Source organism: Pseudomonas sp. FG36 (assembly GCF_057809275.1).
The window spans coordinates 1-23,264 of record NZ_JBMDJQ010000053.1 but is presented as its reverse complement, the minus strand read 5'-3'; the positions used below and the strand labels follow the sequence as shown (position 1 = coordinate 23,264).

16 protein-coding genes are annotated in these 23,264 nt (G+C 65.6%); 8 read left to right on the top strand and 8 right to left on the bottom strand.

Going from position 1 to position 23,264, the window contains the following annotated elements:
• Positions 1-17 precede the first annotated feature (17 nt).
• The 3 genes from ACODS9_RS25260 (at position 18) to ACODS9_RS25250 (ending at position 4,173) form a co-directional block, all read left to right on the top strand.
• Entirely contained in the window at positions 18-1,130 is a 1,113-nt protein-coding gene (locus ACODS9_RS25260) for a PepSY-associated TM helix domain-containing protein (protein WP_489095025.1), read from the top strand.
• Positions 1,127-1,300 carry a hypothetical protein gene (locus ACODS9_RS25255; protein ID WP_489095024.1) on the top strand — a complete coding sequence of 58 codons (174 nt, stop codon included), beginning with the start codon at positions 1,127-1,129 and terminating at the stop codon, positions 1,298-1,300. The genes ACODS9_RS25260 and ACODS9_RS25255 overlap by 4 nt, the downstream gene beginning before the upstream one ends.
• 71 nt (positions 1,301-1,371) lie before the next feature.
• Positions 1,372-4,173, top strand: coding sequence for a dermonecrotic toxin domain-containing protein (locus tag ACODS9_RS25250; protein WP_489095023.1), 2,802 nt, complete (start codon positions 1,372-1,374; stop codon positions 4,171-4,173).
• Here ACODS9_RS25250 and ACODS9_RS25245 read toward each other — a convergent pair.
• From ACODS9_RS25245 to glnE, 8 genes are all read right to left on the bottom strand, one after another.
• Positions 4,134-5,576 carry a lipopolysaccharide kinase InaA family protein gene (locus ACODS9_RS25245; RefSeq protein WP_489095022.1) on the bottom strand — a complete coding sequence of 481 codons (1,443 nt, stop codon included), beginning with the start codon at positions 5,574-5,576 and terminating at the stop codon, positions 4,134-4,136. The two genes, ACODS9_RS25250 and ACODS9_RS25245, sit on opposite strands and share 40 nt — an antisense overlap.
• Positions 5,576-6,328 carry a lipopolysaccharide kinase InaA family protein gene (locus ACODS9_RS25240; protein WP_489095021.1) on the bottom strand — a complete coding sequence of 251 codons (753 nt, stop codon included), beginning with the start codon at positions 6,326-6,328 and terminating at the stop codon, positions 5,576-5,578. The genes ACODS9_RS25245 and ACODS9_RS25240 overlap by 1 nt, the downstream gene beginning before the upstream one ends.
• Positions 6,325-7,059, bottom strand: a complete 735-nt coding sequence (locus ACODS9_RS25235; RefSeq protein WP_046857427.1) for a lipopolysaccharide kinase InaA family protein — start codon at positions 7,057-7,059, stop codon at positions 6,325-6,327. Before ACODS9_RS25235 ends, ACODS9_RS25240 begins: the two co-directional genes overlap by 4 nt.
• Positions 7,059-7,865 (bottom strand): lipopolysaccharide core heptose(I) kinase RfaP, encoded by an 807-nt coding sequence (gene rfaP, locus ACODS9_RS25230; protein WP_046857428.1) that lies wholly within the window; start codon positions 7,863-7,865, stop codon positions 7,059-7,061. The genes ACODS9_RS25235 and rfaP overlap by 1 nt, the downstream gene beginning before the upstream one ends.
• Complete coding sequence (locus tag ACODS9_RS25225) at positions 7,862-8,986, bottom strand: glycosyltransferase family 4 protein (protein WP_489095020.1); 1,125 nt, start codon at positions 8,984-8,986, stop codon at positions 7,862-7,864. Before ACODS9_RS25225 ends, rfaP begins: the two co-directional genes overlap by 4 nt.
• Positions 8,986-10,044, bottom strand: a complete 1,059-nt coding sequence (gene waaC / locus ACODS9_RS25220) for a lipopolysaccharide heptosyltransferase I (protein WP_046857430.1) — start codon at positions 10,042-10,044, stop codon at positions 8,986-8,988. The genes ACODS9_RS25225 and waaC overlap by 1 nt, the downstream gene beginning before the upstream one ends.
• Positions 10,045-11,094: a lipopolysaccharide heptosyltransferase II gene (waaF, locus tag ACODS9_RS25215; protein WP_046857431.1), complete on the bottom strand. Its 1,050-nt coding sequence runs from the start codon at positions 11,092-11,094 to the stop codon at positions 10,045-10,047.
• A gap of 139 nt (positions 11,095-11,233) precedes the next feature.
• Positions 11,234-14,167: a bifunctional [glutamate--ammonia ligase]-adenylyl-L-tyrosine phosphorylase/[glutamate--ammonia-ligase] adenylyltransferase gene (gene glnE / locus ACODS9_RS25210; protein ID WP_489095019.1), complete on the bottom strand. Its 2,934-nt coding sequence runs from the start codon at positions 14,165-14,167 to the stop codon at positions 11,234-11,236.
• 382 nt (positions 14,168-14,549) lie between these two features.
• Here glnE and aceE point away from each other — a divergent pair, with 382 nt between their 5' ends.
• The 5 genes from aceE (at position 14,550) to ACODS9_RS25185 (ending at position 23,217) form a co-directional block, all read left to right on the top strand.
• Entirely contained in the window at positions 14,550-17,195 is a 2,646-nt protein-coding gene (gene aceE, locus ACODS9_RS25205) for a pyruvate dehydrogenase (acetyl-transferring), homodimeric type (protein WP_489095018.1), read from the top strand.
• A gap of 13 nt (positions 17,196-17,208) precedes the next feature.
• A complete protein-coding gene (aceF, locus tag ACODS9_RS25200) occupies positions 17,209-18,837 on the top strand; it encodes a dihydrolipoyllysine-residue acetyltransferase (protein ID WP_046857434.1) in 1,629 nt (542 codons plus the stop codon).
• A gap of 254 nt (positions 18,838-19,091) precedes the next feature.
• A complete protein-coding gene (locus ACODS9_RS25195; RefSeq protein ID WP_046857435.1) occupies positions 19,092-21,785 on the top strand; it encodes a putative bifunctional diguanylate cyclase/phosphodiesterase in 2,694 nt (897 codons plus the stop codon).
• A 148-nt stretch (positions 21,786-21,933) separates the two neighbouring features.
• Entirely contained in the window at positions 21,934-22,602 is a 669-nt protein-coding gene (gene msrA / locus ACODS9_RS25190; RefSeq protein ID WP_023632108.1) for a peptide-methionine (S)-S-oxide reductase MsrA, read from the top strand.
• Positions 22,603-22,605: 3 nt separating this feature from the next.
• The gene (locus ACODS9_RS25185; protein ID WP_489095017.1) at positions 22,606-23,217 is read left to right on the top strand and encodes a glutathione S-transferase; all 612 of its coding nucleotides are present in this window, start codon (positions 22,606-22,608) and stop codon (positions 23,215-23,217) included.
• Positions 23,218-23,264 lie beyond the last annotated feature (47 nt).

The following is a 23,264-nucleotide window of genomic DNA, read 5'->3' as shown; positions in this document are numbered from 1 at the left end:
ATGCGTAAGGAGCCGTGATGAAAAGCCAAACCATCCGCCGCTGGTCAGCGATCCACACCTGGAGCAGCCTGGTGTGCACGCTGTTCCTGCTGCTGCTGGCCCTGACCGGCCTGCCGCTGATTTTCCACCACGAGCTGGAACACCTGCTGGGCGATGCCCCCGAACTGCGCGAGATGCCCGCCGGCACCCCGCACCTGGACCTGCAGCAACTGGTGCTCAAGGCCGAGCAACACCGCCCTGGCGAAGTCATGCAGTACTTCGGCTACGAAGAGGACGAACCCAACGGCGTGGTGGCGATCATGGCCGCCACCGCCGGCACCCACCCGGACCAATCGCACACCTTCATGCTCGATGCGCGTACCGGCGAGGCCGTGGCCATGCCGGCGGCCAACGGCGGTTTCATGATGCTGATGCTGCGCCTGCACGTGGACATGTTCGCCGGGCTGCCCGGCAAGTTGTGGCTGGCCTTCATGGGCCTGCTGTTCGTCGTCGCGATCATCTCCGGCACAGTGCTCTACGCGCCGTTCATGCGCCGCCTGGAGTTCGCCACGGTGCGCCACGACAAGTCGCGGCGCCTACGCTGGCTCGACCTGCACAACCTGATCGGCGTGGTCACCCTGACCTGGGCCCTGGTGGTCGGCGTCACCGGGGTGATCAGCGCCCTGTCCGACCTGGTGATCGCCGCCTGGCGCAACGACAGCCTGGCGGCCATGGTCGCGCCCTACCGCGATGCACCGCCGCTCACCGAGCGCGCTCCGGCCACGCAGCTGCTGAAGATCGCCGAACAGGCCGCGCCCGGCATGCGCCCGGACTTCATCGCCTTCCCCGGCACGCGCTTCTCCAGCGAGCACCATTACGCGGTGTTCATGAACGGCGCCACGCACCTGACCTCGCACCTGTTTACCCCGGTGCTGATCGACGCCCGCACCCTTGAGGTGACCGCAGTCGGAAACCGGCCCTGGTACATGGACGCCATGGGCCTTTCGCAGCCCCTGCACTTTGGTGACTACGGCGGCCGACCGATGCAGATACTGTGGGCCGTGCTCGATGTGCTGACCATCATCGTGCTGGGCAGTGGGCTGTACCTGTGGTGGGGCAAGCAGCGCCGTTCCAGGGAGGGCCAGGCATGAGCCACCGTTCGCAATCGACCGCCAAGGTGTTTGCCTGGCCAACGGCCATCGCCCTGCTCGGTGCGCTGGGTCTGTTCGCCGCGCTGCTCGGTGACGGCGCATGGGACATGCTCGCCTGGCTCGGCCTCGGCATCCCGGCCTGGCTAGGCCTGCGCGGCCTTTGCCGTTGAAATAGCCCGCAACCGCCAGAGGCATCACCCACCGGCCTAGCATGCGCGCTCCCCTACACAAGGAGCGCCACATGCGAGCCCTGGAACGCATCGAATTCCTCAACCGGCAGGTCCTGGCGTTGCTTGACGCCATGCCTGTCGCCGACCCGCAAATACAATCCCGCCCACAACTGCACGGCGACCTTGCGCAGTTCTGGGCGGCCACCGACGCCCAAGGGCGCTCACGTCAGCTGCGCCTTACCGACATTCGCCGGGCGATGATGCAGGCCGAAATAGACCTGAGGGTTAGCGACCAGACATTGAGCCCGGCGCTGGCCGCAACCTTGAGCACACTGCTCGACTTGCCGTACGCCTGGCAACGCCATCACCATCCCCTGGGGCGCAGGGCGCAGGTCTATCGCCCGACGCTGTCACGCATCCGTCCCTCTTGGCGCTCCCCCTTGCCTGGGATGTTCGTGATCGTCACCGGCACCGCGCCAGGTCAGCCTCTCGAGCCTGAACAGCCAAGCGGCCCCGCTCTGCTCTGCGGTCCCGCCCAGGGTATCGAAACCTACGCCTCGATATCAGCATTGCACCGGGAGTTGTGCGAACGCCTCGACGACCCGATACAAGGCCCGCCCTTGCTGAACCTGTTGGTACTGGAGCGAAACATCAGCAATGCCACCCAGGCCGATCGCCTGCGCTACGAGTGGTATGCCGATGATCCGCTGGAAGACCAGGTCGATTGCTTCGTCCGGGCACAGCGGCAACGCCTCAACCATGCCTGGCCCAAGGATCCGGCCGCGGCCGCCAGCGCGGTCGCGGGTGTACGCAAGGCCATGGCGCTGGCCAGCGAAGCCGGCAGTCGCGCGCTGCTCGACACACGCTATGCACTGCTGCTGGAAAGAAACCTGCCCAACTGGCTGGTTGCGGCAGGCCCACAGGCACTAGCGCATATCATGCAGACCATGCAGGAACTGGTGGCGGCGGGCGAGCAGGTCGCCGCTCCCGGCATACCGACGTTCGCCCAGTTCCAGCAGCAACACTCCCTGCAGGCCTGGACACGAGAGCGCCTGGAGCAACGTTTGCGCCACGATCTGGCCTTGACCCACCCCGTTTCGGACATCTTGGTCAACATCGTCCATACCCGCCAGACCGGCCCGCACGTCAACCCGCTGCAACCTTCCAGCTACGTGACCTGGCGGGGCATCGAGCGGGTGGGTGGCGAATTGATCGAAACCGTTCGCGAAAGCTACCCATTGGATGCATTGGCCATGCGCAATGTCGCCTGGTTCGATTTCGATTATTGGCTGACCGCCCGGGTCACGCACCGCCAGGGCAAGCCACTGCCTGCACAACTGTCGCCGGACTACGTCAAAAGCCTGGTCAGGAACCTGAACGTGGGCGGCACCTATGCCAGATTTCTCAGGACGCAGCTGCTTGACTCCCCGGCTGGTGCCTGGTGTCTACAAGCACATGGCAGAATCAATCGGGCACGCATGCGTGCGGAGGCAGCCAAGGCGCGTTACGCCGGGCATCTCGACAAGGCCTGGAACGAACGCGCCTACCACTGGGTGCGACAGGTCATCGAACACCCCCAGAACACCCAGCGCCCAACGGTTGACGGCCATCGCGTGGTCGCTCGTCAAGTGCTGATCAAAGGTCATAGCGTGCAAGGTGTGCTGCTGATAGACAGCCCGTCACCCAGCGTCTCGTCTTTTGTCATGTACACCCCGGATGCGCCTGATCGCCGGGCGTGGCGCTCGTTCGCCAGCAGCTTCGAGCTGTTGCGCCTGCTGCGCGCGCAACCGGCGCTGCGCCACTACGCGGGACGGCGCCTGGCGCAGTTGCCAGCGGCAGAAACCGAACAGCTGTTGCGCAAAGGCCGGCTGGGCAGAGTGCTGCGCACTCCCGCCATCCGTGACGACTTGTTCGTCGCCTACTACAAAGCCGAAGTCCGCGGCTTGCTGGCGGCCAGTGATGCCAACAGCCGCACCACGCTGGAGGTCGACATCGGCCAGGCCGTCAGTTTCAGCTGGTATCTGGTCGACCTGATTACCCTGGTGCTGCCCGCCAGGATTCTCATCCCGCTGGTACTGGGACGCATGGCGATCGAAATCTGGAATGGCGTGGACGCTTACCGCCAGGATGACCTGAATGCTGTCCTGCGGCATATGTACAACGCCCTCAGTCACCTCAACGATGCCGGCACCAGCCTCGCCAGCACGGGGTTGGTACGTCGCCTTCTGCGCGGCATGCCAGTACACCCGCCGCTGCCGCTGCCCTCACGCTACACCGTCAATACAGACCCCAGACACCTGCGCTTCCACATCGATGGGCTATACGGCGAGCAGGTTTACGAGAAGGCCTCGGAATTCGACGGGCTGAGCCACTATTTCATTCAAGATGCCCAGGACCGGTTCTACAAAGTGGCCTTCGATGGCGAACGCTGGCGAGTCATCGACCCCGAACAACCCGATGCTTACCTGGCGCAGCCGGTCAAGCGCCTGGCCAACGGCAACTGGGTCATCGACTCGCCGTTGCACTGGTATGACGGCCTGCCTGATCTGACACGCCTGTTGGACGATTGCCGCCTTCACCCTGCATTGCAGGGCACCGCAACTGACGGACCCGAAGGGCTGTGGCAGGCAGCGGGCCAGCTTTACCTGCCGACGGCTCGCGGGCAGTTGCCGCTGCGCCGGCACCTGTTGCCGGGGCACTACCATCTGCTGATTCCCGATGCCGCCAACGCAGGGGTCGTGCCCTGGGCGACCCTGCGCTGGCAGGATCGTCAGTGGCGTATCCGCGTGCGTCAGGCGGGACGCAGCAGCGACTGGCTGCTTCTGCCGGACGTCTACTCGGTCAGCCGCGGCAACAGGCGATCAAGCCGCTGATGGAGCGCACTACCACTGGGCCAGTTGCGCAGCATGCGCGCCCGGTCGCGGGTGAAGGCCGGTGCGAAGCTGAGCTGGGTGGCGTGCTGGCACATGGCGTCGAGGTCGATCAGCGACCATTGCCCGTCCTGCCAGAACAGGTTGTGGCCCTTGAAGTCGCCATGGCTGATGCGCTCGCGGATCAGCTGTTGCATCACCCGCACCAGGGCCTCGACCTGCTCGTCGGGCGCCTCGCCGCTTTCCACATAGGGCGCGAAGCATTCGATCAGGTCCGGCCCGTCGGCGTACTCGGTGACCAGATAGGCGCGGCTGCGCAGGCCCAGGGTACGCTGTTCCAGCACCGCCAATGGCCGTGGCGTGGCAATGTCGAGAAACTCAAGGCGATGCCCCTCGATCCACGAATGCCAGGCCCGGCTCGGGCGCCAGAAGCGCTTGAACCAATGCGCGGTGTTCTTGATGTTGTAGCGTTTGAGCACCAGCGTGCGGCCGGCCACCTCGATACGCGCCACGCTGGCCGCGCCACCGGTCTTGTACAGGTGGCCCTGGTCAATCAACGCATCGGCCTGCTCGAGCACCGGCAGCAGCGCCTCGACTTCGCCGCGACGGATGGCGCGCAGGCCCGACAGGCTGCGCTCGACGCTGAACAGCGTGCATTCGCGCCCGGCCTTGGCCAGGTAGTCCTTCAGGCGCCAGTTGCGCACCTTGTCCACCTGCTTTTGCAGCGCTTCCAGCGGCAGCGCATGCTCGGCGTTGGCCAGGATGTAATGCACCAGCGCCTCCTCGATAAAAGGCTCCAGGCGCTTGGGCAACTGGGCGAAGAACACCCCGAGGTTTTCCAGCACGCGCTGGCGCGACAGCTGCTGGCCGGGCGTTTCGGCCTTGATCCCCGCGCCGTCGATCAGGTACAGCTGACCGTCCTGGCGCAGCAGGTTGTCCAGATGCAAGTCTTCCTGCCACAAACCCTTGGCATGCAGGTGTGCGATGGCGGTCAACGCCTCGCCAAGCACCAGGTGCTGCTCGTCGGCGAGCATCGGCAATGATTCCACCTTGGCCCAGGCATCACCCAGGCTTTCGGCGTGATCGAGGTATTCGAACAACAGCCAGCCACCTTCGCCTTCCTTGAGGCCATCGACCAGCAGCCGCGGCGTGGTCAGGCCCTGATCGGCCATCAGTAGGGCGCCATCGCGTTCGCGCTGGAAGTGGCGGGCGGCATTGCCGCCGACCAGCAACTTGGCCAGGACCTTGGTGCCACGCCAGATACCGGCGCCGACATAGCGCTGGCCCGGCAGCACACGCAGCAGGCTGAGCAGTTGCAGGTCGGCGCTGCCCGCCGCGTCGGCGAGGGTGATGGTCAGGGGCAGGCTTGGGCTGCGCCCGGCCTCCTTCAGTTCGGACAAGCGCATCAGCGGGCCTCTTTGTGACGGCGGCGTTGGGTCAGGCGTTGCTGCCAGGTGGAAACCAGGGCGCTGTCCGCCGGCTGCTCCAGGTAGGCGGCCAGCAGCACACGCACGTCTGCCTCGCTCCAGGCCCGGGCACGCCGTAGCAGCGGCTCGAGGTCCTTGACCCGGTCACGCATGCCGAACAGCAGCGGACGGGTCTTCTCCAGGTCGATCAACTGTGCCTGCCAGCCCTCGCGGCGCTCACGCAGGAAGATGTGCTTGGGGTAGAAGCAACCGTGCATCTGCCCGGCGCCGTGCAGAGTGCGCGCCAGCTGGCCACAGGCCTGGAGGATGCCCTGGCGTTGCGGCGCGGGTGTCTGCGGCCAATGGCCGAGCAAATGCTCAAGGTCGGTCCATTCGTCCAGCGCCCGGGTCATGAGGATCGCCCGGTGTTGGCCGGCCTGTTTGCGCTCCCCATAGAAGACCGCCTGCAGGGCCGGGATATCGAGCTTCTGGTAACGGCTGATGTTGCGAAACTCACGGGCGAAGGTCGGCTCGCCGAACGGCCGGTGCAGGCTGCGAGTCAGGTAGTCGCTCTGGCGCTTGAGGTAGTAGCCCTTACCCTCGAGCTCGAGGCGGAACACGCTGCTCCAGCCGCCGCGGCCGGTGTTGGGTTCGTCCACGGCGTCCAGTTGCAAGGCCCAGAGCGCCTCGAAGTCGCCCAGTCCGTGGCGTTGCAGCAGTGCCTGGTCGGCACTGGCCAGGTAGTCGGTCATTCCCTTCCCTCGAAAAAGCTCAGCACCTGACGGATGCGCTTCTTGTCGCGCGCATGCAGGCGCGCATGCCCGCGGTACTGCAGGTAGAAGCGCAGGCGCTGGGTCGCCGACAGATGATACTTGGCGACCTTGTCCAGGCAGGCCAGGTCCTTGATCAACCGGTGGCGCAGCATGAAGCCACGCCAGAAGTCGCCGGTCGGGCAATCGATGAAGAACAGCGTACCCTGGTCATCGACCAGCAGGTTGCGCCATTTGAGATCGTTGTGGGCGAAATGGTGATCGTGCATCACCCGGGTGTGCCGCGCCAGCTGGCGGCTGACATGATCGACCCAGGCCGCGTCACGCAGGCGCGGGTCATCGCGCTCGGCCAACGCCGAGAGATCTTCGGTGCGTGGCAGTTCGCGGGTGATCATCGCCCCACGGCCAAACGCCAGGCCCTGGCGCTCGAGGCCCCAGGCGACCACGTCGGCGGTGGGGATGCCCCACTTGGCGAACTGCTTGAGGTTCTGCCACTCGGCCTTGACGCGCGGGCGCCCCAGGTAGCGGCGCATGTGCTTGCCGGCGCCGGTGTAGCGTTTGACGTAGTAGTTGACCCCGTCCCGTTCGATACGGATGACCTCGCTCAGCGGGTCGCGGGTCAGGCGCTCGCCCTGGATGGCGAACACCGCGTCGATACTGCCGAAATCGGCCGCCAGGTGCGCATACTCGGGCGCCAGGTTCCAGCTCGCCATCAGAGTGCGTCCCCGTAACGTTGCTTGCGGTCGTAGAGTTTCTGCGCCTTGCGCTCCAGCCAGGCGAGCAGTGCGGCCTCGTCCTTGAGCACCTGGCGCAACGGGCGCTGGAAGTAGCCACGCAAGAAGCGCAGCTTGTCGCGACGGGTCAGGCCGATGTCCAGGGCCGAGAAATACAGGGCGGCCAGGTCCTTGTCGCGCCAGCGGCGGCTGACCGTCGCCCGGGTCTGGGCACGGTGCAGGTCGATCACCGACAGCCGGAAGTCGTCGGCCGTCACCGGGCGATCGGTGTGCAGCAGGAAGTGGCAGATGTAACAGTCGCGGTGGTTGACCCCGGCGCGGTGCATGCCGCCGGTCATCTTCGCCACCTCAGCGATCAGCGCGCGCTTCAGGCGCGGCGCTGGCGGCTGCTTCACCCAGTCGATGCTGAAGTCTTCCAGGCTGACGGTCGGCGCCAGCTCCTCGGTGACGATGAACGAGTGCTGGGTGGCCGGATTGCCGCCACGCTCGCCGTATGCCACCGCGGTCATGGTCGGCACGCCGACTTCATGCAGGCGCTGGATCGCACGCCATTCTTGGCCGGCGCCGAGCACCGGCAGCTTGGCGCTGAACAGGTTCTTGAAGATCTCGCCCCAGCCGATGCCACGGTGGATCTTGACGAAGAAGCCCGCGCCATCGACCTCGGTACGCAGGGTGCGACGGCCTTCCAGCTCGCGGTACACCTCGCCCTGCAGGGCCTCGACGGCGTCGAAGGGGTCACGCCCGGCCCACAGGCGCTTGAACGGTTCGGCCAGTATCAGCTTCATGCGGTTTCCTGCCCAAGGATCACGTCGGCGGCATGCTGCGGCATGCTGTACAGGTCGGCGGTGGCGGCGAACGCCACGCCGTTGCTCGACCACGATGCACGGGCCGCGGCGTCTTCGAGCATGCGTTGCAGATAGGCGTTGAGCTGGTCCTGCTCGAACGGCTCGTCCAGCACCAGGCCGCTGTCGGCCTCGGCGATGTAGTGGGCATAGCCGCACACTTGCGACACCAGCACCGGCAGGCCGGCGACCAGCGCCTCGAGCAATACGGTACCGGTGTTTTCGTTGTAGGCCGGGTGGATCAGCAGATCGGCGCCAAGCAGGAAGCGCGGGATATCGCTGCGCCCCTTGAGGAACTGCACCTGGTCACCCAGGCCGAGAGCCGTGCTCTGCACCTGGAACAGCTTGGGGTCGTCCTGGCCGATGACCATCAGTTTCGTGCGCTTGCGCAGGGCCGACGGCAGCGCCGCGAGGGCCTTGAGGCTGCGGTCGACGCCCTTGGTCTTGAAGCCAGAGCCGATCTGCACCAGCAGCAACTCGTCGTCGGCCAGGCCGAACTCCTGGCGGAAGGCGGCGCGGATGGCCTCGGCGTCTGCCGGTCGCCGGCGGTCCTGGGAAATGCCCGGCGGCAGCAGGTGGAAACGCGCCTCGGGCGTGCCGTAGTGCTTGATGAACAGCGGCTGCTGCACCTCGGAGATCATCAGGATCTCGGTGCGTGCATCCTTGGCGAACACCGCCCGCTCGTATTCGGCGAAGTGGCGATAGCGGCCCCAACGGCGGTAGAGGCCGCCGCGAAGGGTCTGGGCCTTGTCCTCGAAGCAGCCGTCAGCGGCGTAGTAGAAGTCCAGGCCAGGCATCTTGTTGAAGCCGACCAGGCGATCGACCGGGCGCTTGGCCAGGTCCGCCGCCATCCACGCACTGAGCTTCTCGTTGCGGCGGTGGTTGAACAGCGCCTTGACCGGCGCCACCAGCACCTCGAAGCCCGGTGGAATGTCACCTTCCCAGATCAGCGTGTACACACGGATCTGGTGGCCACGCTTCTGGCATTCGAGGGCGATGCGCATGAAGTCACGCTGCAGCCCGCCAAAGGGGAAATACTTGTAGAGCACAAAAGCCAGTTGCATCAACGAACATCCTCAGCCAGCAGCAGCGCGCTCAAGCGGCCCGCCACATGCTCGGGATTCAGGCGAGTGAAGCACAGCGGCCACTCGCGTTTGAGATCGAACCGGCGCAGGTCCTCGGCGCTCGGTTTGTAGGTGCACTTCTTCTGCAGGCACGGGGCGCAGGGGAAGTCGCTCGCCTGGTGGATCTGGGCGCGTCCGTAGGCACCGGTCAGACCAGGGTTGGTGGGGCCGAACAGGGAGATGGTCGGCACATCCAGGGCGGCGGCCAGGTGGCCCAAGCCGGTGTCCACCGCCACGCAGGCCTTGGCGGCGGCCAGCACACGGGCCACGCCCGCCAGGTTCAATTTGGGCAGCACCTGGCAATTGTTCAAGCCCTGGGCGATGCGCTCGGCGCGGGCTTTTTCCGCAGGGTTGCCCCATGGCAGCATCACCTGCAACTTGCGCCGGCCCATGCGCTCGGCCAGCTCGCGCCAGTAGGCCTCGGGCCAATGTTTGGTGGCCCAGGTGGTGCCATGCAGGAACACCACGTAAGGCGCGGCGGGCGGCAGTTGCAGGCGGTTGAGGTCAAGGCCGTAGTTGCCCAGCCCTTCCGGCAGGTCGTAGGCCAGGGCCAGGGCGAACAGTTGGCGCACGCGTTCAACGGCATGCTGGCCGACAGCGACCGACAGCCGCCGGTCGTAGAAGCGGCTGGCCCAGCCCTCGCGGGCCGAGTAACGGTCCAGGCCGGCTACCGGCGCTTTCACGTAACGGGTCAGCCAGGCCGACTTGACCAGGCCCTGGGCATCGATCACCAGGTCGTACTTGCGCTCGCGCAGGCGCTGCTTGAAGGCCTTCCACTCGCCGCTCTTGAGCGTCTGCCAGATATTCTTGCGCCAGCGGCGGATCGCCACCGGGATCACCTGGTCGACCGCCGGGTGCCAGCTGGGGATCTCGGCGAAGCCTTCCTCCACCACCCAGTCGAAACGGATGCCGGGGATGGCGTGGGCGGCGTCGGTAAGCGCCGGCAAGGTATGGATGACGTCACCCAGCGACGACGTCTTGATGATCAGGACCCGCACTCAGTCGACCTCGGCCACGGTTGCGATCAGGTCGGAGCCACCCAGGCTGTGCAAGGCGGCGATCACTTTCGCCGGCTCCAGCAGCCGCAGGCAGTTGTAGTGGCCGAAGCGGCAGGTGCGGTCGAAGCACGGGCTGCATTCGATACCGGTGCGCACCACTTCCACCTGGTCGGCCAGCGGCGGGGTAAAGCCCGGCGAGGTCGAGCCATACACCGCCACCAGCGGACGGTTGAGGGCGGCGGCCACGTGCATCAGCCCGGAGTCATTGGACACCACCGCGCTGGCGCAGGACATCAGGTCGATGGCCTCGGCCAGCGAGGTCTCGCCGGCCAGGTTGCAGGATTCTTCACGCAGGCCCGGGATCAGCCGGTCGCGGATCTGCTCGCCAACCGGGTGGTCGTTCTTCGAACCGAACAACCACACCTGCCAGCCCTGGCGGATCATCGCCTCGGCCACCTCGGCGTAATGCTCGGCGGGCCAGCGCTTGGCCTCGCCGAACTCGGCGCCGGGGCACAGGGCGAGCACCGGGCGGTCCAGCTCCAGGCCAAACTTGGCCAGGGCGGCCTCGCGGCTGGCGGCCTCGATTTGCAGGGCCGGGCGCGGATACGGCTTGGGCAGCTCGGTACCCGGTGCGTAGGCCAGGGCCATGAAGCGCTCGATCATCAGCGGGTAACGCGCCTTGTCCAGCTTGCGCACATCGTTGAGCAGCAGGTAGCGCATCTCGCCGCGCCAGCCGGTGCGCTTGGGGATGCCGGCGAAATACGGCACCAGCGCCGACTTGAGCGAATTGGGCAGCAGGATCGCCTGGTCGTACTGGCCGGCCAGCGACTTGCCGATGCGCCGCCGCGTGGCCAGCTCCAGCGCGCCATGGCCGAGCGGGAAGCTCAAGGCCTGGCGCACCTCGGGCATGCGTTCGAGGATCGGCCGGCTCCACTCGGGTGCCAGCACGTCGATCACGCAGTCGGGGTGCTGCTGTTTGAGGCTCTGGAACAGGGTCTGCGCCATCACCATGTCGCCGACCCAGCTGGGGCCAATGATCAGTATTCTCATGCTTTATCCAGAAACATTCGGGGAGGCTGCAGGCTGCGCTACAACCTGGCCTCCCCTCTTTATATTCAGGCTATGTGGCGGACAGTGTACCACCGAGGGCGCGCCGCGCCCTTTTCGCCGCAGCGCGGCCCCGGCAAGCTCAGGTCAACCCAAGCTGCCCCCAGATCCGCCTTACCTCACGACGCTCCTCGGCGAACTGCGCCGCGTCGATCACCCCGGCCTGCTTCTGCAACGCCTGGCGGTGCGAGGCCGAGCGGAACGCCTTGTACAGCTCGCGCAGCAGCACGGCGTCGGCGGCGGGCATCAACCCGGCCTGTTCGAGCTCTTCGAGGATACGGATGTTGTCGGTCCAGCGCAGTATGGCCGGATGGTCGTGGGACCAGGCCAAAGCGGCGTATTGCACCATAAATTCGATATCCACGATACCGCCGGCATCCTGCTTGATATCGAAGGGCTGCCCGGCATCGAAGGCATTGCCCGCCGTGCCTGCGGCGGTGGCCTTGGTGCCCAGGTTGTCACGCATCTTGGCGCGCATCTCGCTCACTTCGACGCGCAGCTTGTCCAGGTCACGGGGCTGGCCGAGCACCTTGGCCCGCACGCCCTCGAACGCACTCGCCACCTGTGGACAACCCACCAGCACCCGGGCCCGCACCAGGGCCTGGTGTTCCCAGGTCCAGGCCTCGTTCTGCTGGTAGCGCTCGAAGGCGCCCAGCGAGCTCACCAGCAACCCCGAGGCGCCGGACGGACGCAAGCGCATGTCCACGTCGTAGAGCTGGCCGGAGTTGGTCTGGGTGGTCAGCAGGTGGATGATGCGCTGGCCCAGGCGGGTGTAGAACTGCGCGCTGTCGATGGGCTTGGCACCGTCGGTTTCGGCGTTCGGGTCGCCATCGTGGATGAACACCAGGTCCAGGTCCGAGCCATGACCCAGCTCGAGGCCGCCGACCTTGCCGTAGCCAACGATGATGAAGCCAGGGTCGCACAGGCTGCCGTCGCTGCGCTTGGGCTGGCCATGGCGCGCCACGGTCTGGCGCCAGGCCAGGGCCAGCACCTGGTCGAGAATGGCCTCGGCGAGCCAGGTCAGGTAGTCGCTGACCTTCATCAACGGCAGGTTGCCACTGATCTCCGAGGCGGCCACGCGCAGACTGTGGGCCAGCTTGAAGTGGCGCAGGGCCTCCATCTGCTGTTCCAGGTCGTCCTCGGGGATACGGGTGAGCCGCTCGCGCAGCTCGGCGGCCAGCTCCGGTGCCAGCGGCGGGCTGAACAGCCGGCCTTCGTTGAGCAGTTCGTCGAGCAGCAGCGGGTAACGGGCCATCTGCTCGGCGATCCACGGGCTGGCCGCGCACAGGGTCAACAGACGGCGCAGCGCGCCGGGGTTTTCGGTGAGCAGCACCAGGTAGGCCGAGCGGCGCGCCACCGCCTCGACCAGGGGCAGCACCCGCTCCAGCACCAGGTCCGGGTTGTCGTGCTCGACCGCCTGGGCCAGCAGCCGCGGGATGAAGGCATCCAGGCGTTCACGACCGATGCGCTGCATCGAACGCAGCGTCGGGCTGACCCGCAAGGCATTGAGCCGGCGCAGCGCCTCGGCAGGCTGATGGAAACCGGCCTCCTGCAACTGGCGCCCGGCGGCTTCTTCATCCTGGGCCTGCTCCCACAGGGGCGACCATTCGCCACCGACTACGAGCTCACCCTCGGCTTCATCCTCGTCCGGATCGGCGATCACCTGGCGGAAATGCCAGTCGATCCGCCCACGCCAGTGCATCAGTTGGGCATGGAAACCGTCCCAATCAGCAAAGCCCAGCATATAGGCGATGCGCGCGCGGTCGGTCGGGTCGTCCGGCAGCATCTGGGTCTGGCGGTCGGCGATGGCCTGGATCGCGTGCTCGGTGTAACGCAGGAACTCATAGCCGTCGCGCAGCTCGGCGACCACTGCCGGTGGCAGGTAGCCCTGGCCCTCCAGGGTGGTCAGCACCTTCAGCAGCGGCCGCTGCTGCAGGCTCAGGTCGCGCCCGCCATGGATCAGCTGGAATGCCTGGGCGATGAACTCGACTTCGCGAATGCCGCCGGCCCCCAGCTTGATATTGTCGGCCATGCCCTTGCGCCGCACCTCCTGCTGGATCAGCTGCTTCATGGTGCGCAGCGCTTCGATGGCGGAGAAGTCCAGGTAACGCCGATAGACGAACGGCCGCAGCATCTCCTGCAGCTGCGCACCGGCCGCCTGGTCGCCGGCCACCACCCGCGCCTTGATCATGGCGTAGCGTTCCCAGTCGCGCCCCTGGTCCTGGTAGTACTGCTCCAGGGCATTGAAGCTGAGCACAAGCGCGCCGGCAGAGCCGTACGGGCGCAGGCGCATGTCGACACGGAACACGAAGCCATCGACGGTGACCGGGTCGAGCGCCTTGATCAGGCGCTGTCCGAGGCGGGTAAAGAACTCCTGGTTGTCCAGCGAGCGCTTCATGCCTTCGGTTTCACCGCCCTCGGGGAAAGCGAAGATCAGGTCGATGTCCGATGACAGGTTCAACTCCACCGCGCCCAGCTTGCCCATGCCCAGCACCACCAGGTGCTGGGGCTGGCCGCTGCGGTTGCCGATGGGCGTGCCGAACTGCTGGCAATGGCGTGGGTAGAGCCACTGATAGGCTTCGTCGATGCTGGCGTCGGCCAGGTCGGACAGGTCGCGGCAGGTCTCGGCCAACGTTGCCTGGCGGGTCAGGTCGCGCCAGATGATGCGCAACTGCTGGCGGTTGCGCTCGCGGCGCAGGTTGCGCGCCAGTTCGTCCTCGCTTTGCGCGGTCTGGGCGACGACGTGGATGTGAGCGCGCAGTTGCCCCGGGGTGTATGCCCGGTCCATCGCGCCACTGGCCAGCAGCTCGAACAGCACCGCCGGATCGCGCTGGGCCTGCTCCAGAACGAAGTCGCTGGCGGCGGCGACCTGGTCGAACTGGCGCCGATGCTCGACGCCCAGGCTGTCCAGGTGCAGGTCAGCATGACCGGCCAAGGCATCGCGAAGAAATTGCTGGTTGCGAGCGACCAGTGGTTGGAGAGCGGCAGGCAGATCGAGCGGCAAAGGCAGGCGCATGGTCTATCCTTGATCGGCGTGAAAGAGAGCGGTTGGGAGGTCAAACGGGGGTTGGACCACGGTTGGACTGTCGTACAAAAGTTGGAAATAGCTGATAAAGCCGAAAAATTGGCAAAACCCATCAAGATTCACCTGCTCGCGACACACCGCCAACCAACATGAACGTTTTTCCTCACAACCCGGGATGCGACCAAACGTCGCATTTGTGTAGTTTTACTACTACGCCCAACGTGCAAAAGCATGAAATGCGAAAGCATTTGTAGTAAAACTACACCGCGCCGGATGACTGTCCGGTAATCCAAGAATTCACGACGTCTGCCCATAAGGCCAGTCGCAAACTCAGGCCATCGATTCTGGTGGCCTTTCCGCCCTGGAGCAAGCCATGCAAGACCTCGATCCAATCGAAACCCAGGAATGGCTGGATGCCCTGGAGTCGGTCCTCGACAAAGAAGGCGAAGACCGCGCTCATTACCTGATGACCCGTATGGGCGAGCTGGCCACCCGCAGTGGCTCGCAGCTGCCGTATGCCATCACCACGCCGTACCGCAACACCATCCCTGTCACCCACGAAGCACGCATGCCCGGCGACCTGTTCATGGAACGCCGCATTCGCTCGATGGTGCGTTGGAACGCCCTGGCCATGGTCATGCGCACCAACCTGAAAGACTCGGACCTGGGCGGACACATCTCCAGCTTCGCCTCCAGCGCCACCTTGTATGACATCGGCTTCAACTACTTCTTCCAGGCCCCGACCGACGAACACGGCGGCGACCTGATCTTCTTCCAGGGCCACGCTTCGCCAGGCGTCTACGCCCGCGCCTTCATGGAAGGCCGCATCAACGAAGAACAGATGAACAACTTCCGTCAGGAAGTGGACGGCAACGGCCTGTCTTCGTACCCGCACCCGTGGCTGATGCCTGACTTCTGGCAGTTCCCGACCGTTTCCATGGGTCTGGGCCCGATCCAGGCGATCTACCAGGCGCGCTTCATGAAGTACCTGGAAGCCCGTGGCTTCATCCCGGCCGGCAAGCAGAAGGTCTGGTGCTTCATGGGCGACGGCGAGTGCGACGAGCCGGAATCCCTGGGCGCGATCGCCCTGGCCGGCCGCGAGAAGCTGGACAACCTGATCTTCGTCATCAACTGCAACCTGCAGCGCCTCGACGGCCCGGTTCGCGGCAACGGCAAGATCATCCAGGAACTCGAAGGCGTGTTCCGTGGCGGTGGCTGGAACGTCAACAAAGTCGTCTGGGGCCGCTTCTGGGACCCACTGCTGGCCAAGGACACCAACGGTGCCCTGCAGCGCCGCATGGACGAAGTCATCGACGGCGAGTACCAGAACTACAAGGCCAAGGACGGCGCGTACGTCCGTGAGAACTTCTTCAACACCCCAGAGCTCAAGGCCATGGTCGAAGACCTGTCCGACGACGAGATCTGGAAGCTCAACCGTGGCGGCCACGACCCGTACAAGGTCTACGCGGCATACCACCAGGCCGTGAACCACAAAGAGCAGCCGACCGTCATCCTGGCCAAGACCATCAAGGGTTACGGTACCGGTGCCGGCGAAGCCAAGAACACCGCGCACAACACCAAGAAGGTCGACGTCGACAGCCTGCGTCACTTCCGTGACCGCTTCGACATCCCGGTCAAGGATGCCGACCTTGAGAACCTGCCGTTCTTCAAGCCTGAAGAAGGTTCCGCCGAAGCCAAGTACCTGGCCGAGCGCCGTGCTGCCCTGGGCGGTTTCGTGCCTCAGCGTCGCGCCAAGAGCTTCAGCGTGCCGACCCCGCCACTGGAAACGCTGAAAGCGATCCTCGACGGCTCGGGCGACCGCGAAATCTCCACCACCATGGCCTTCGTGCGTATTCTGGCGCAGCTGGTCAAGGACAAGGACATCGGCCAGCGCATCGTCCCGATCATCCCGGACGAAGCCCGTACCTTCGGTATGGAAGGCATGTTCCGCCAGCTGGGCATCTACTCGTCGGTCGGCCAGCTCTACGAGCCAGTCGATAAAGACCAGGTGATGTTCTACCGCGAAGACAAGAAGGGCCAGATCCTCGAGGAAGGCATCAACGAAGCCGGCGCCATGTCGTCGTTCATCGCTGCCGGTACCTCGTACAGCTGCCACAACCAGCCGATGCTGCCGTTCTACATCTTCTACTCGATGTTCGGCTTCCAGCGCATTGGCGACCTGGCCTGGGCCGCTGGCGACAGCCGCACCCGTGGCTTCCTGATCGGCGGTACCGCCGGCCGTACCACCCTCAACGGTGAAGGCCTGCAGCACGAAGACGGTCACAGCCACATGATGGCGGGCACCATCCCGAACTGCCGCACCTACGATCCGACCTACGGCTACGAGCTGGCGGTGATCATCCAGGACGGCATGAAGAAGATGACCGAAGAGCAACAGGACATCTTCTACTACATCACCGTGATGAACGAATCCTACCAGCAGCCAGCCATGCCGGCCGGCGCCCCGGAAGGCATCATCAAGGGCATGTACCTGCTCGAAGAAGACACCCGCGAAGCCGCGCACCACGTACAGCTGATGGGCTCCGGCACCATCCTGCGCGAAGTCCGCGAAGCTGCGAAGATCCTGCGTGAAGAGTTCAACGTCGGCGCCGACGTGTGGAGCGTCACCAGCTTCAACGAACTGCGTCGCGACGGCCTGGCCGTGGAACGCGCCAACCGCCTCAAGCCTGGCCAGAAGCCTCAGCAGACCTACGTCGAAGAGTGCCTGGCTGGTCGCAAGGGCCCGGTCATCGCCTCCACTGACTACATGAAGCTGTTCGCCGAGCAGATTCGCCAGTGGGTGCCGAGCAAAGAGTTCAAGGTCCTGGGTACCGACGGTTACGGTCGCAGCGACAGCCGCAAGAAGCTGCGTCACTTCTTCGAAGTCGACCGCCACTTCGTGGTGCTGGCTGCCCTGGAAGCCCTGGCTGACCGTGGCGAGATCGAACCCAAGGTTGTGGCTGACGCCATCGTCAAGTTCGGCATCGACCCGGACAAGCGCAACCCACTGGACTGCTGAGGAGTATTTTTAAGTGAGCGAACTCATTCGCGTACCTGACATCGGCAGCGGTGAAGGTGAAATCATCGAGCTGTTCGTCAAGGTCGGTGACCGTATCGAGGCCGACCAGAGCCTGCTGACCCTGGAGTCCGACAAGGCCTCCATGGAGATCCCGGCCCCCAAGGCCGGCGTGGTCAAGGAACTGAAGGTCAAGCTGGGCGACCGCCTGAAAGAAGGCGACGAGCTGCTGGTCCTGGAAGTCGAGGGTGCCGCTGCCGCGGCACCTGAGGCGCCTGCCGCTGCTGCTCCGGCGCCAGCTGCTGCCCCAGCACCTGCTGCCGAAGCCGCCCCTGCTCCGGCCGCAGCCCCGGCTGCCGCCAGCGTGCAGGACATCCACGTGCCGGACATCGGCTCGTCGGGCAAGGCCAAGATCATCGAAGTGCTGGTGAAGGTCGGCGACACCGTCGAAGCCGACCAGTCGCTGATCACCCTGGAGTCCGACAAGGCCTCCATGGAGATCCCGTCGCCCGCCGCTGGCGTGATCGAAGCCGTGCTGTGCAAGCTGGAAGACGAAGTCGGCACCGGCGACCTGATCTTCAAGATCAAAGCCGCTGGCGCTGCCCCTGCTGCTCCGGCTCCGGCCGCTGCCGCACCGGCTGCCGCTCCTGCCCCAGCAGCTGCACCTGCCGCTGCTGCTCCGGCAGCCGCCCCGGCACCGGTCGCCACCGCGCCGGCCGCCGGCAGCAACGCCAAGGTCCATGCCGGCCCTGCCGTTCGTCAGCTGGCCCGTGAATTCGGCGTCGACCTGGGTTCGGTCGCGGCTACCGGTCCGCACGGCCGCATCCTGAAAGAAGACGTGCAGGTCTACGTCAAGGCGATGATGCAGAAGGCCAAGGAAGCCCCGGCTGCCGGCGCTACCGGTGGTGCCGGCATCCCGCCGATCCCGGTCGTCGACTTCAGCAAGTTCGGTGAAGTCGAAGAAGTCGCCCTGACCCGCCTGATGCAGGTCGGTGCCGCCAACCTGCACCGCAGCTGGCTGAACGTGCCGCACGTGACCCAGTTCGACTCCGCCGACATCACCGAGCTGGAAGCCTTCCGCGTTGCGCAGAAGGCCGTGGCCGAGAAGGCTGGCGTCAAGCTGACCGTGCTGCCGCTGCTGCTCAAGGCCTGCGCCTTCCTGCTCAAGGAACTGCCGGACTTCAACAGCTCGCTGGCACCAAGCGGCAAGGCGATCATCCGCAAGAAGTACGTGCACATCGGCTTCGCCGTTGACACCCCGGACGGCCTGCTGGTCCCTGTGATCAAGAACGTCGACCAGAAGAGCCTGCTGCAACTGGCTGCCGAAGCCGCCGCGCTGGCCGAGAAGGCCCGCACCAAGAAGCTCTCGGCCGACGACATGCAAGGCGCCTGCTTCACCATCTCCAGCCTCGGCCACATTGGCGGCACCGGCTTCACGCCGATCGTCAACGCGCCGGAAGTGGCGATCCTCGGCGTCTCCAAGGCGACCATGCAGCCGGTCTGGGATGGCAAGGCCTTCCAGCCCAAGCTGATGCTGCCGCTGTCGCTGTCCTACGATCACCGTGTGATCAACGGCGCCGCCGCCGCGCGCTTCACCAAGCGTCTGGGCGACGTGCTGGGCGATATCCGCACCATGCTGCTGTAATAGCTGCACGCTGCCCCTCACTCGAGGGGCAGCACCGTTTTCGAGCTGCCACGCTCGTACCTCAACCCCGCCAATTGGCGGGGCTTTTTTTTATTGGGCCCGCTCCCACCAAGGACCTCGCTTCAGATTTCATCCTGTTGGCCGACAACCTGTTCACAGCATCCCGCATGGCCGCTTGCCAGCCCACGGGACATGATGCAACCTTGCCCGATACGCCGTGCCTCAGGCCGCGCCCCAGTTCAAGCGAGTCTTCGATGAAAAGCCAACCCGATGCCGCCAGCCGTGTGGCGGCCGAGGTCGTGACGCAGCTCCCCGTGCCCTCGCGGCTCGGCATGCTGCGTTTCGAACGGCTGAACGAAGCCAGTTGGGCGATGCTCTACCTCGATCCGGCGTGCGACCGCCAGTTCGGCCTGCCCGCCGCCGAGCTCTGCGCCCTGATCGGCTCGCCCTACGCCAGCCTCATGGAGCCGGAGGCGCGCTACAAGCTGCACGACGAGATCCAGCTGCAACTGGCTCAACGCGGCTATTACCGGGTGCGCTATACCCTGCACGCCAGCCCCGCGCCACTGCGCCTGCTGGAAGTTGGCGAAAGCTACAAGCAGCACAATCGCCAATTGTTGCGTGGCTACCTGACGGTGTTCGACGACCACCAGCAGGACGCCCCCGACCTCGACGCCAACGACCTGGAGTCGCGCAACAACCGCCTGCAGCTGGCCCTGCAGCTGAACCAGCGCGCCCAACAGGAGCAGCTCGAGCACCTGGACCGGGTCCGCGCCCAGCAGGACCTGATCCTGCGCCTGGCGCGCCAGCGCTACAGCGTCGGCAACTCGCTGCTCGAGGCCGCCGAGCTGATCACCCGCAGCGCCTGCGAGATCTACCGGGTCGACTGCGCCAGCATCTGGTATCTGGACGACCAGCGCCTGGAGCCGATCAGCGCCTGGTATCGCCGCGAACAGCAACACCGCATGCCCGAGGCGATCGACGCCAGCCGCTTCCCCGACTACCTCGAGGCCTTGCACGCCAGCCGCGCCATCGACGCCCACAACGCCAGCCACGACCCGCGCACCCGCGAGATGGCCGAGTCGCTGTACAGCACCGACGACAACGCCATGCTCGATGCCAGTATCCGCATCGATGGCCAGGTGGTCGGCGTGCTGTGCCTGGAGCAGACCGGCCAGCCGCGGGCCTGGCAGTCGGACGAGATCGCCTTCGCTGGCGAGCTGGCCGACCAGTTCGCCCAGGTCATCAACAACCACAACCGGCGCACCGCCGCCAGCGCCCTGCACCTCTTCCAGCGGGCCGTGGAGCAGAGCGCCAGCGCCTTCCTGCTGGTCAACCGCGACGGCGTGGTGGAATACGTCAACCCCAGCTTCACGGCGATCACCCAGTACAGCACCGAGGAAGTCCAGGGCCACCACCTGGCCGAACTGCCGGCCCTGGAAAACCTCAGCGAGTTGCTGTTCGACTCGCCGTCGAGCCTGGCCATGGGCAACAGCTGGCAGGGCGAGTTCAAGAGCCGGCGCAAGAACCTCGAGCCCTACTGGGGGCAACTGTCGATCTCCAAGGTGTACGGCGACAACCGCGAGCTGACCCACTACATCGGCATCTACGAAGACGTCACCCAGAGCAAGCTGGCCCAGCAGCGCATCGAGCGCCTGGCCTACACCGACAACCTGACCAACCTGGGCAACCGCCCGGCGTTCATCCGCAACCTCGACGAGCGCTTCGCCCGCGACAGCAACAGCCCGATCTGCCTGCTGCTGGTGGACATCGACAACTTCAAGCGGATCAACGACAGCCTCGGCCACCAGACCGGCGACAAGTTGCTGATCAGCCTGGCCCGGCGCCTGCGCAACAGCCTGGCCAACGGCGGCAGCCTGGCGCGCTTCGCCAGCAACGAGTTCGCCGTGCTGCTCGACGACACCAGCCTCGATGACGGCCAGGGCGTGGCCCACCAGCTGCTGCGCACCCTCGACAAGCCGATGTTCGTCGACAACCAGCTGATCAACGTCACCGCTTCCGTGGGTCTGGCCTGCGCGCCACTGCACGGCAGCGACCCGGCCACGTTGATGAAGAACGCAGGCCTGGCCCTGCACAAGGCCAAGGCCAACGGCAAGCACCAGGTCCAGGTGTTCACCGAGGTGCTCAACGCCGAGGCCAGCTACAAGCTGTTCGTCGAGAACAACCTGCGCCGCGCCCTGACCCAGAACGAACTGGAAGTGTTCTACCAGCCCAAGCTCTGCCTGCGCAGCGGTCGCCTGCTGGGCCTTGAGGCGCTGCTGCGCTGGAACCACCCCGAGCGCGGCATGATCCGCCCCGACCAGTTCATCAGCGTGGCCGAGGAAACCGGCCTGATCATCCCCATCGGCAAGTGGGTGGTGCGCCAGGCCTGCCGCATGAGCCAGCAGCTGCGCGAGGCTGGCCTGGGCAACCTGCACGTGGCCATCAACCTGTCGCCCAAGCAGTTCTCCGACCCGGAGCTGGTCGGCTCGATCGCCGGCATCCTCAAGGAAGAAGCCCTGCCGCCGCACCTGCTGGAACTGGAGCTGACCGAAGGCCTGCTGCTCGAAGCCACCGAAGACACCCACCGCCAGCTCGACGAGCTCAAGGCCCTGGGCCTGACCCTGGCCATGGACGACTTCGGCACCGGTTACTCGTCGCTGAGTTACCTGAAGAAGTTCCCGATCGACATCATCAAGATCGACCGCAGCTTCATCAACGAGATCCCCGACAACCAGGACGACATGGAGATCACCTCGGCGGTGGTAGCCATGGCCCACAACCTCAAGCTCAAGGTGGTCGCCGAGGGCATCGAGACACCCGAGCAGCTGGCGTTCCTGCGCCGCCACCGCTGCGATGTCGGCCAGGGCTACCTGTTCGACCGGCCGATTCCGGGGCGCGAGCTGAGCGAAAAACTGCGCCGCTATCCGCGTGGGCCGGTGGACTGACAGCGGCACAAACCTCGGGCACTATAGAAGCCATCCAGGCCTCATCGCCGGCAAGCCGGCTCCCACAGTAATCACGACCTCCTGTGGGAGCCGGCTTGCCGGCGATGAGGCCAACACCTGTCCAACTGGTAAACACAGAGGAACGGCCATGGTCCTGCGTTCGGAAATCCTGGTGAACAAAAACGTCCTGCCCACCGCGGAACAGGCCCTGCCTGGCCGCGAAACCCCGATGACCCTGCCCGAGTTCCACTACGTGTTCGAAGGCACCCCGCTGCTCGGCCCGTTCTTCGAAGGCGACATCGACTTCGCCATTTTCGGCCTGGGCTGCTTCTGGGGCGCCGAACGGCGCTTCTGGCAGCGCGAAGGCGTGGTCAGCACCGTGGTCGGCTACGCCGGCGGCTTCACCCCCAACCCGACCTACGAAGAGGTCTGCTCGGGCCTGACCGGCCACACCGAAGTGGTGCTGGTGGTGTTCGACAAGAACAAGGTCAGCTACCGCGAACTGCTGGCAATGTTCTGGGAGCTGCACAACCCGACCCAGGGCATGCGCCAGGGCAACGATGTCGGCACCCAGTACCGCTCGGCGATCTACTGCACCTCGCCGCAGCAACTCGAGGAAGCCCAGGCCAGCCAGGCCGCCTTCCAGGCCGAACTGAGCAAGGCGGGCTTTGGCGAGATCACCACCGAGATCGCCCAGGCGCCGACCGTGTACTTCGCCGAGGCCTACCACCAGCAGTACCTGGCCAAGAACCCGGACGGGTACTGCGGCATCGGCGGCACCGGCGTGTGCCTGCCGCCCAGCCTGCAGGGCAACTGAGCCATGATCCTGTTCCATTCGCCGTTGTCACCGTTCGTGCGCAAGGTGATGATCGTCCTGCACGAGACCGGCCAGCTGGAGCGCGTCAGCGTGCAGGGCGTGAACATCAGCCCGCTGAACGGCGACGAGCAGCTCAACCGCGACAACCCGATCGGCAAGATCCCGGCCCTGCGCCTGGACGATGGCAGCGTGCTGCACGATAGCCGGGTGATCTGCGAATACCTCGACAGCCAGCATGTCGGCCTGCCGTTGATCCCCCGCGAGGGCTCGGCGCGCTGGCGGCGCCTGACCCTGGCCGCGCAAGCCGACGCGATCATGGATGCCGCCGTGGCCACGCGCTACGAGACCTTCCTGCGCCCGGTGGACAAGCAGTGGGACGGTTGGGTGACAGCGCAGGGCGAGAAGATCCGCCGCGGGCTGGCGAGCCTGGAGCACGAGCACCTGGCAGAGATCATCTCCGGCTTCGATATCGCCGCGATCGGTGTAGCCTGCGCCTTGGGTTATCTGGACTTGCGCCAGCCGGAGTTCGACTGGCGCGGAGAGTATCCGGGGCTGGCGGCGTGGTATGCAGAAGTCAGCCAGCGAGATTCGATGCTAGCTACTGTGCCGACCTGATCGGGCCTGTCGTGGGGGGGGGGGGGGGGGGGGGGGGGGGGGGGGGG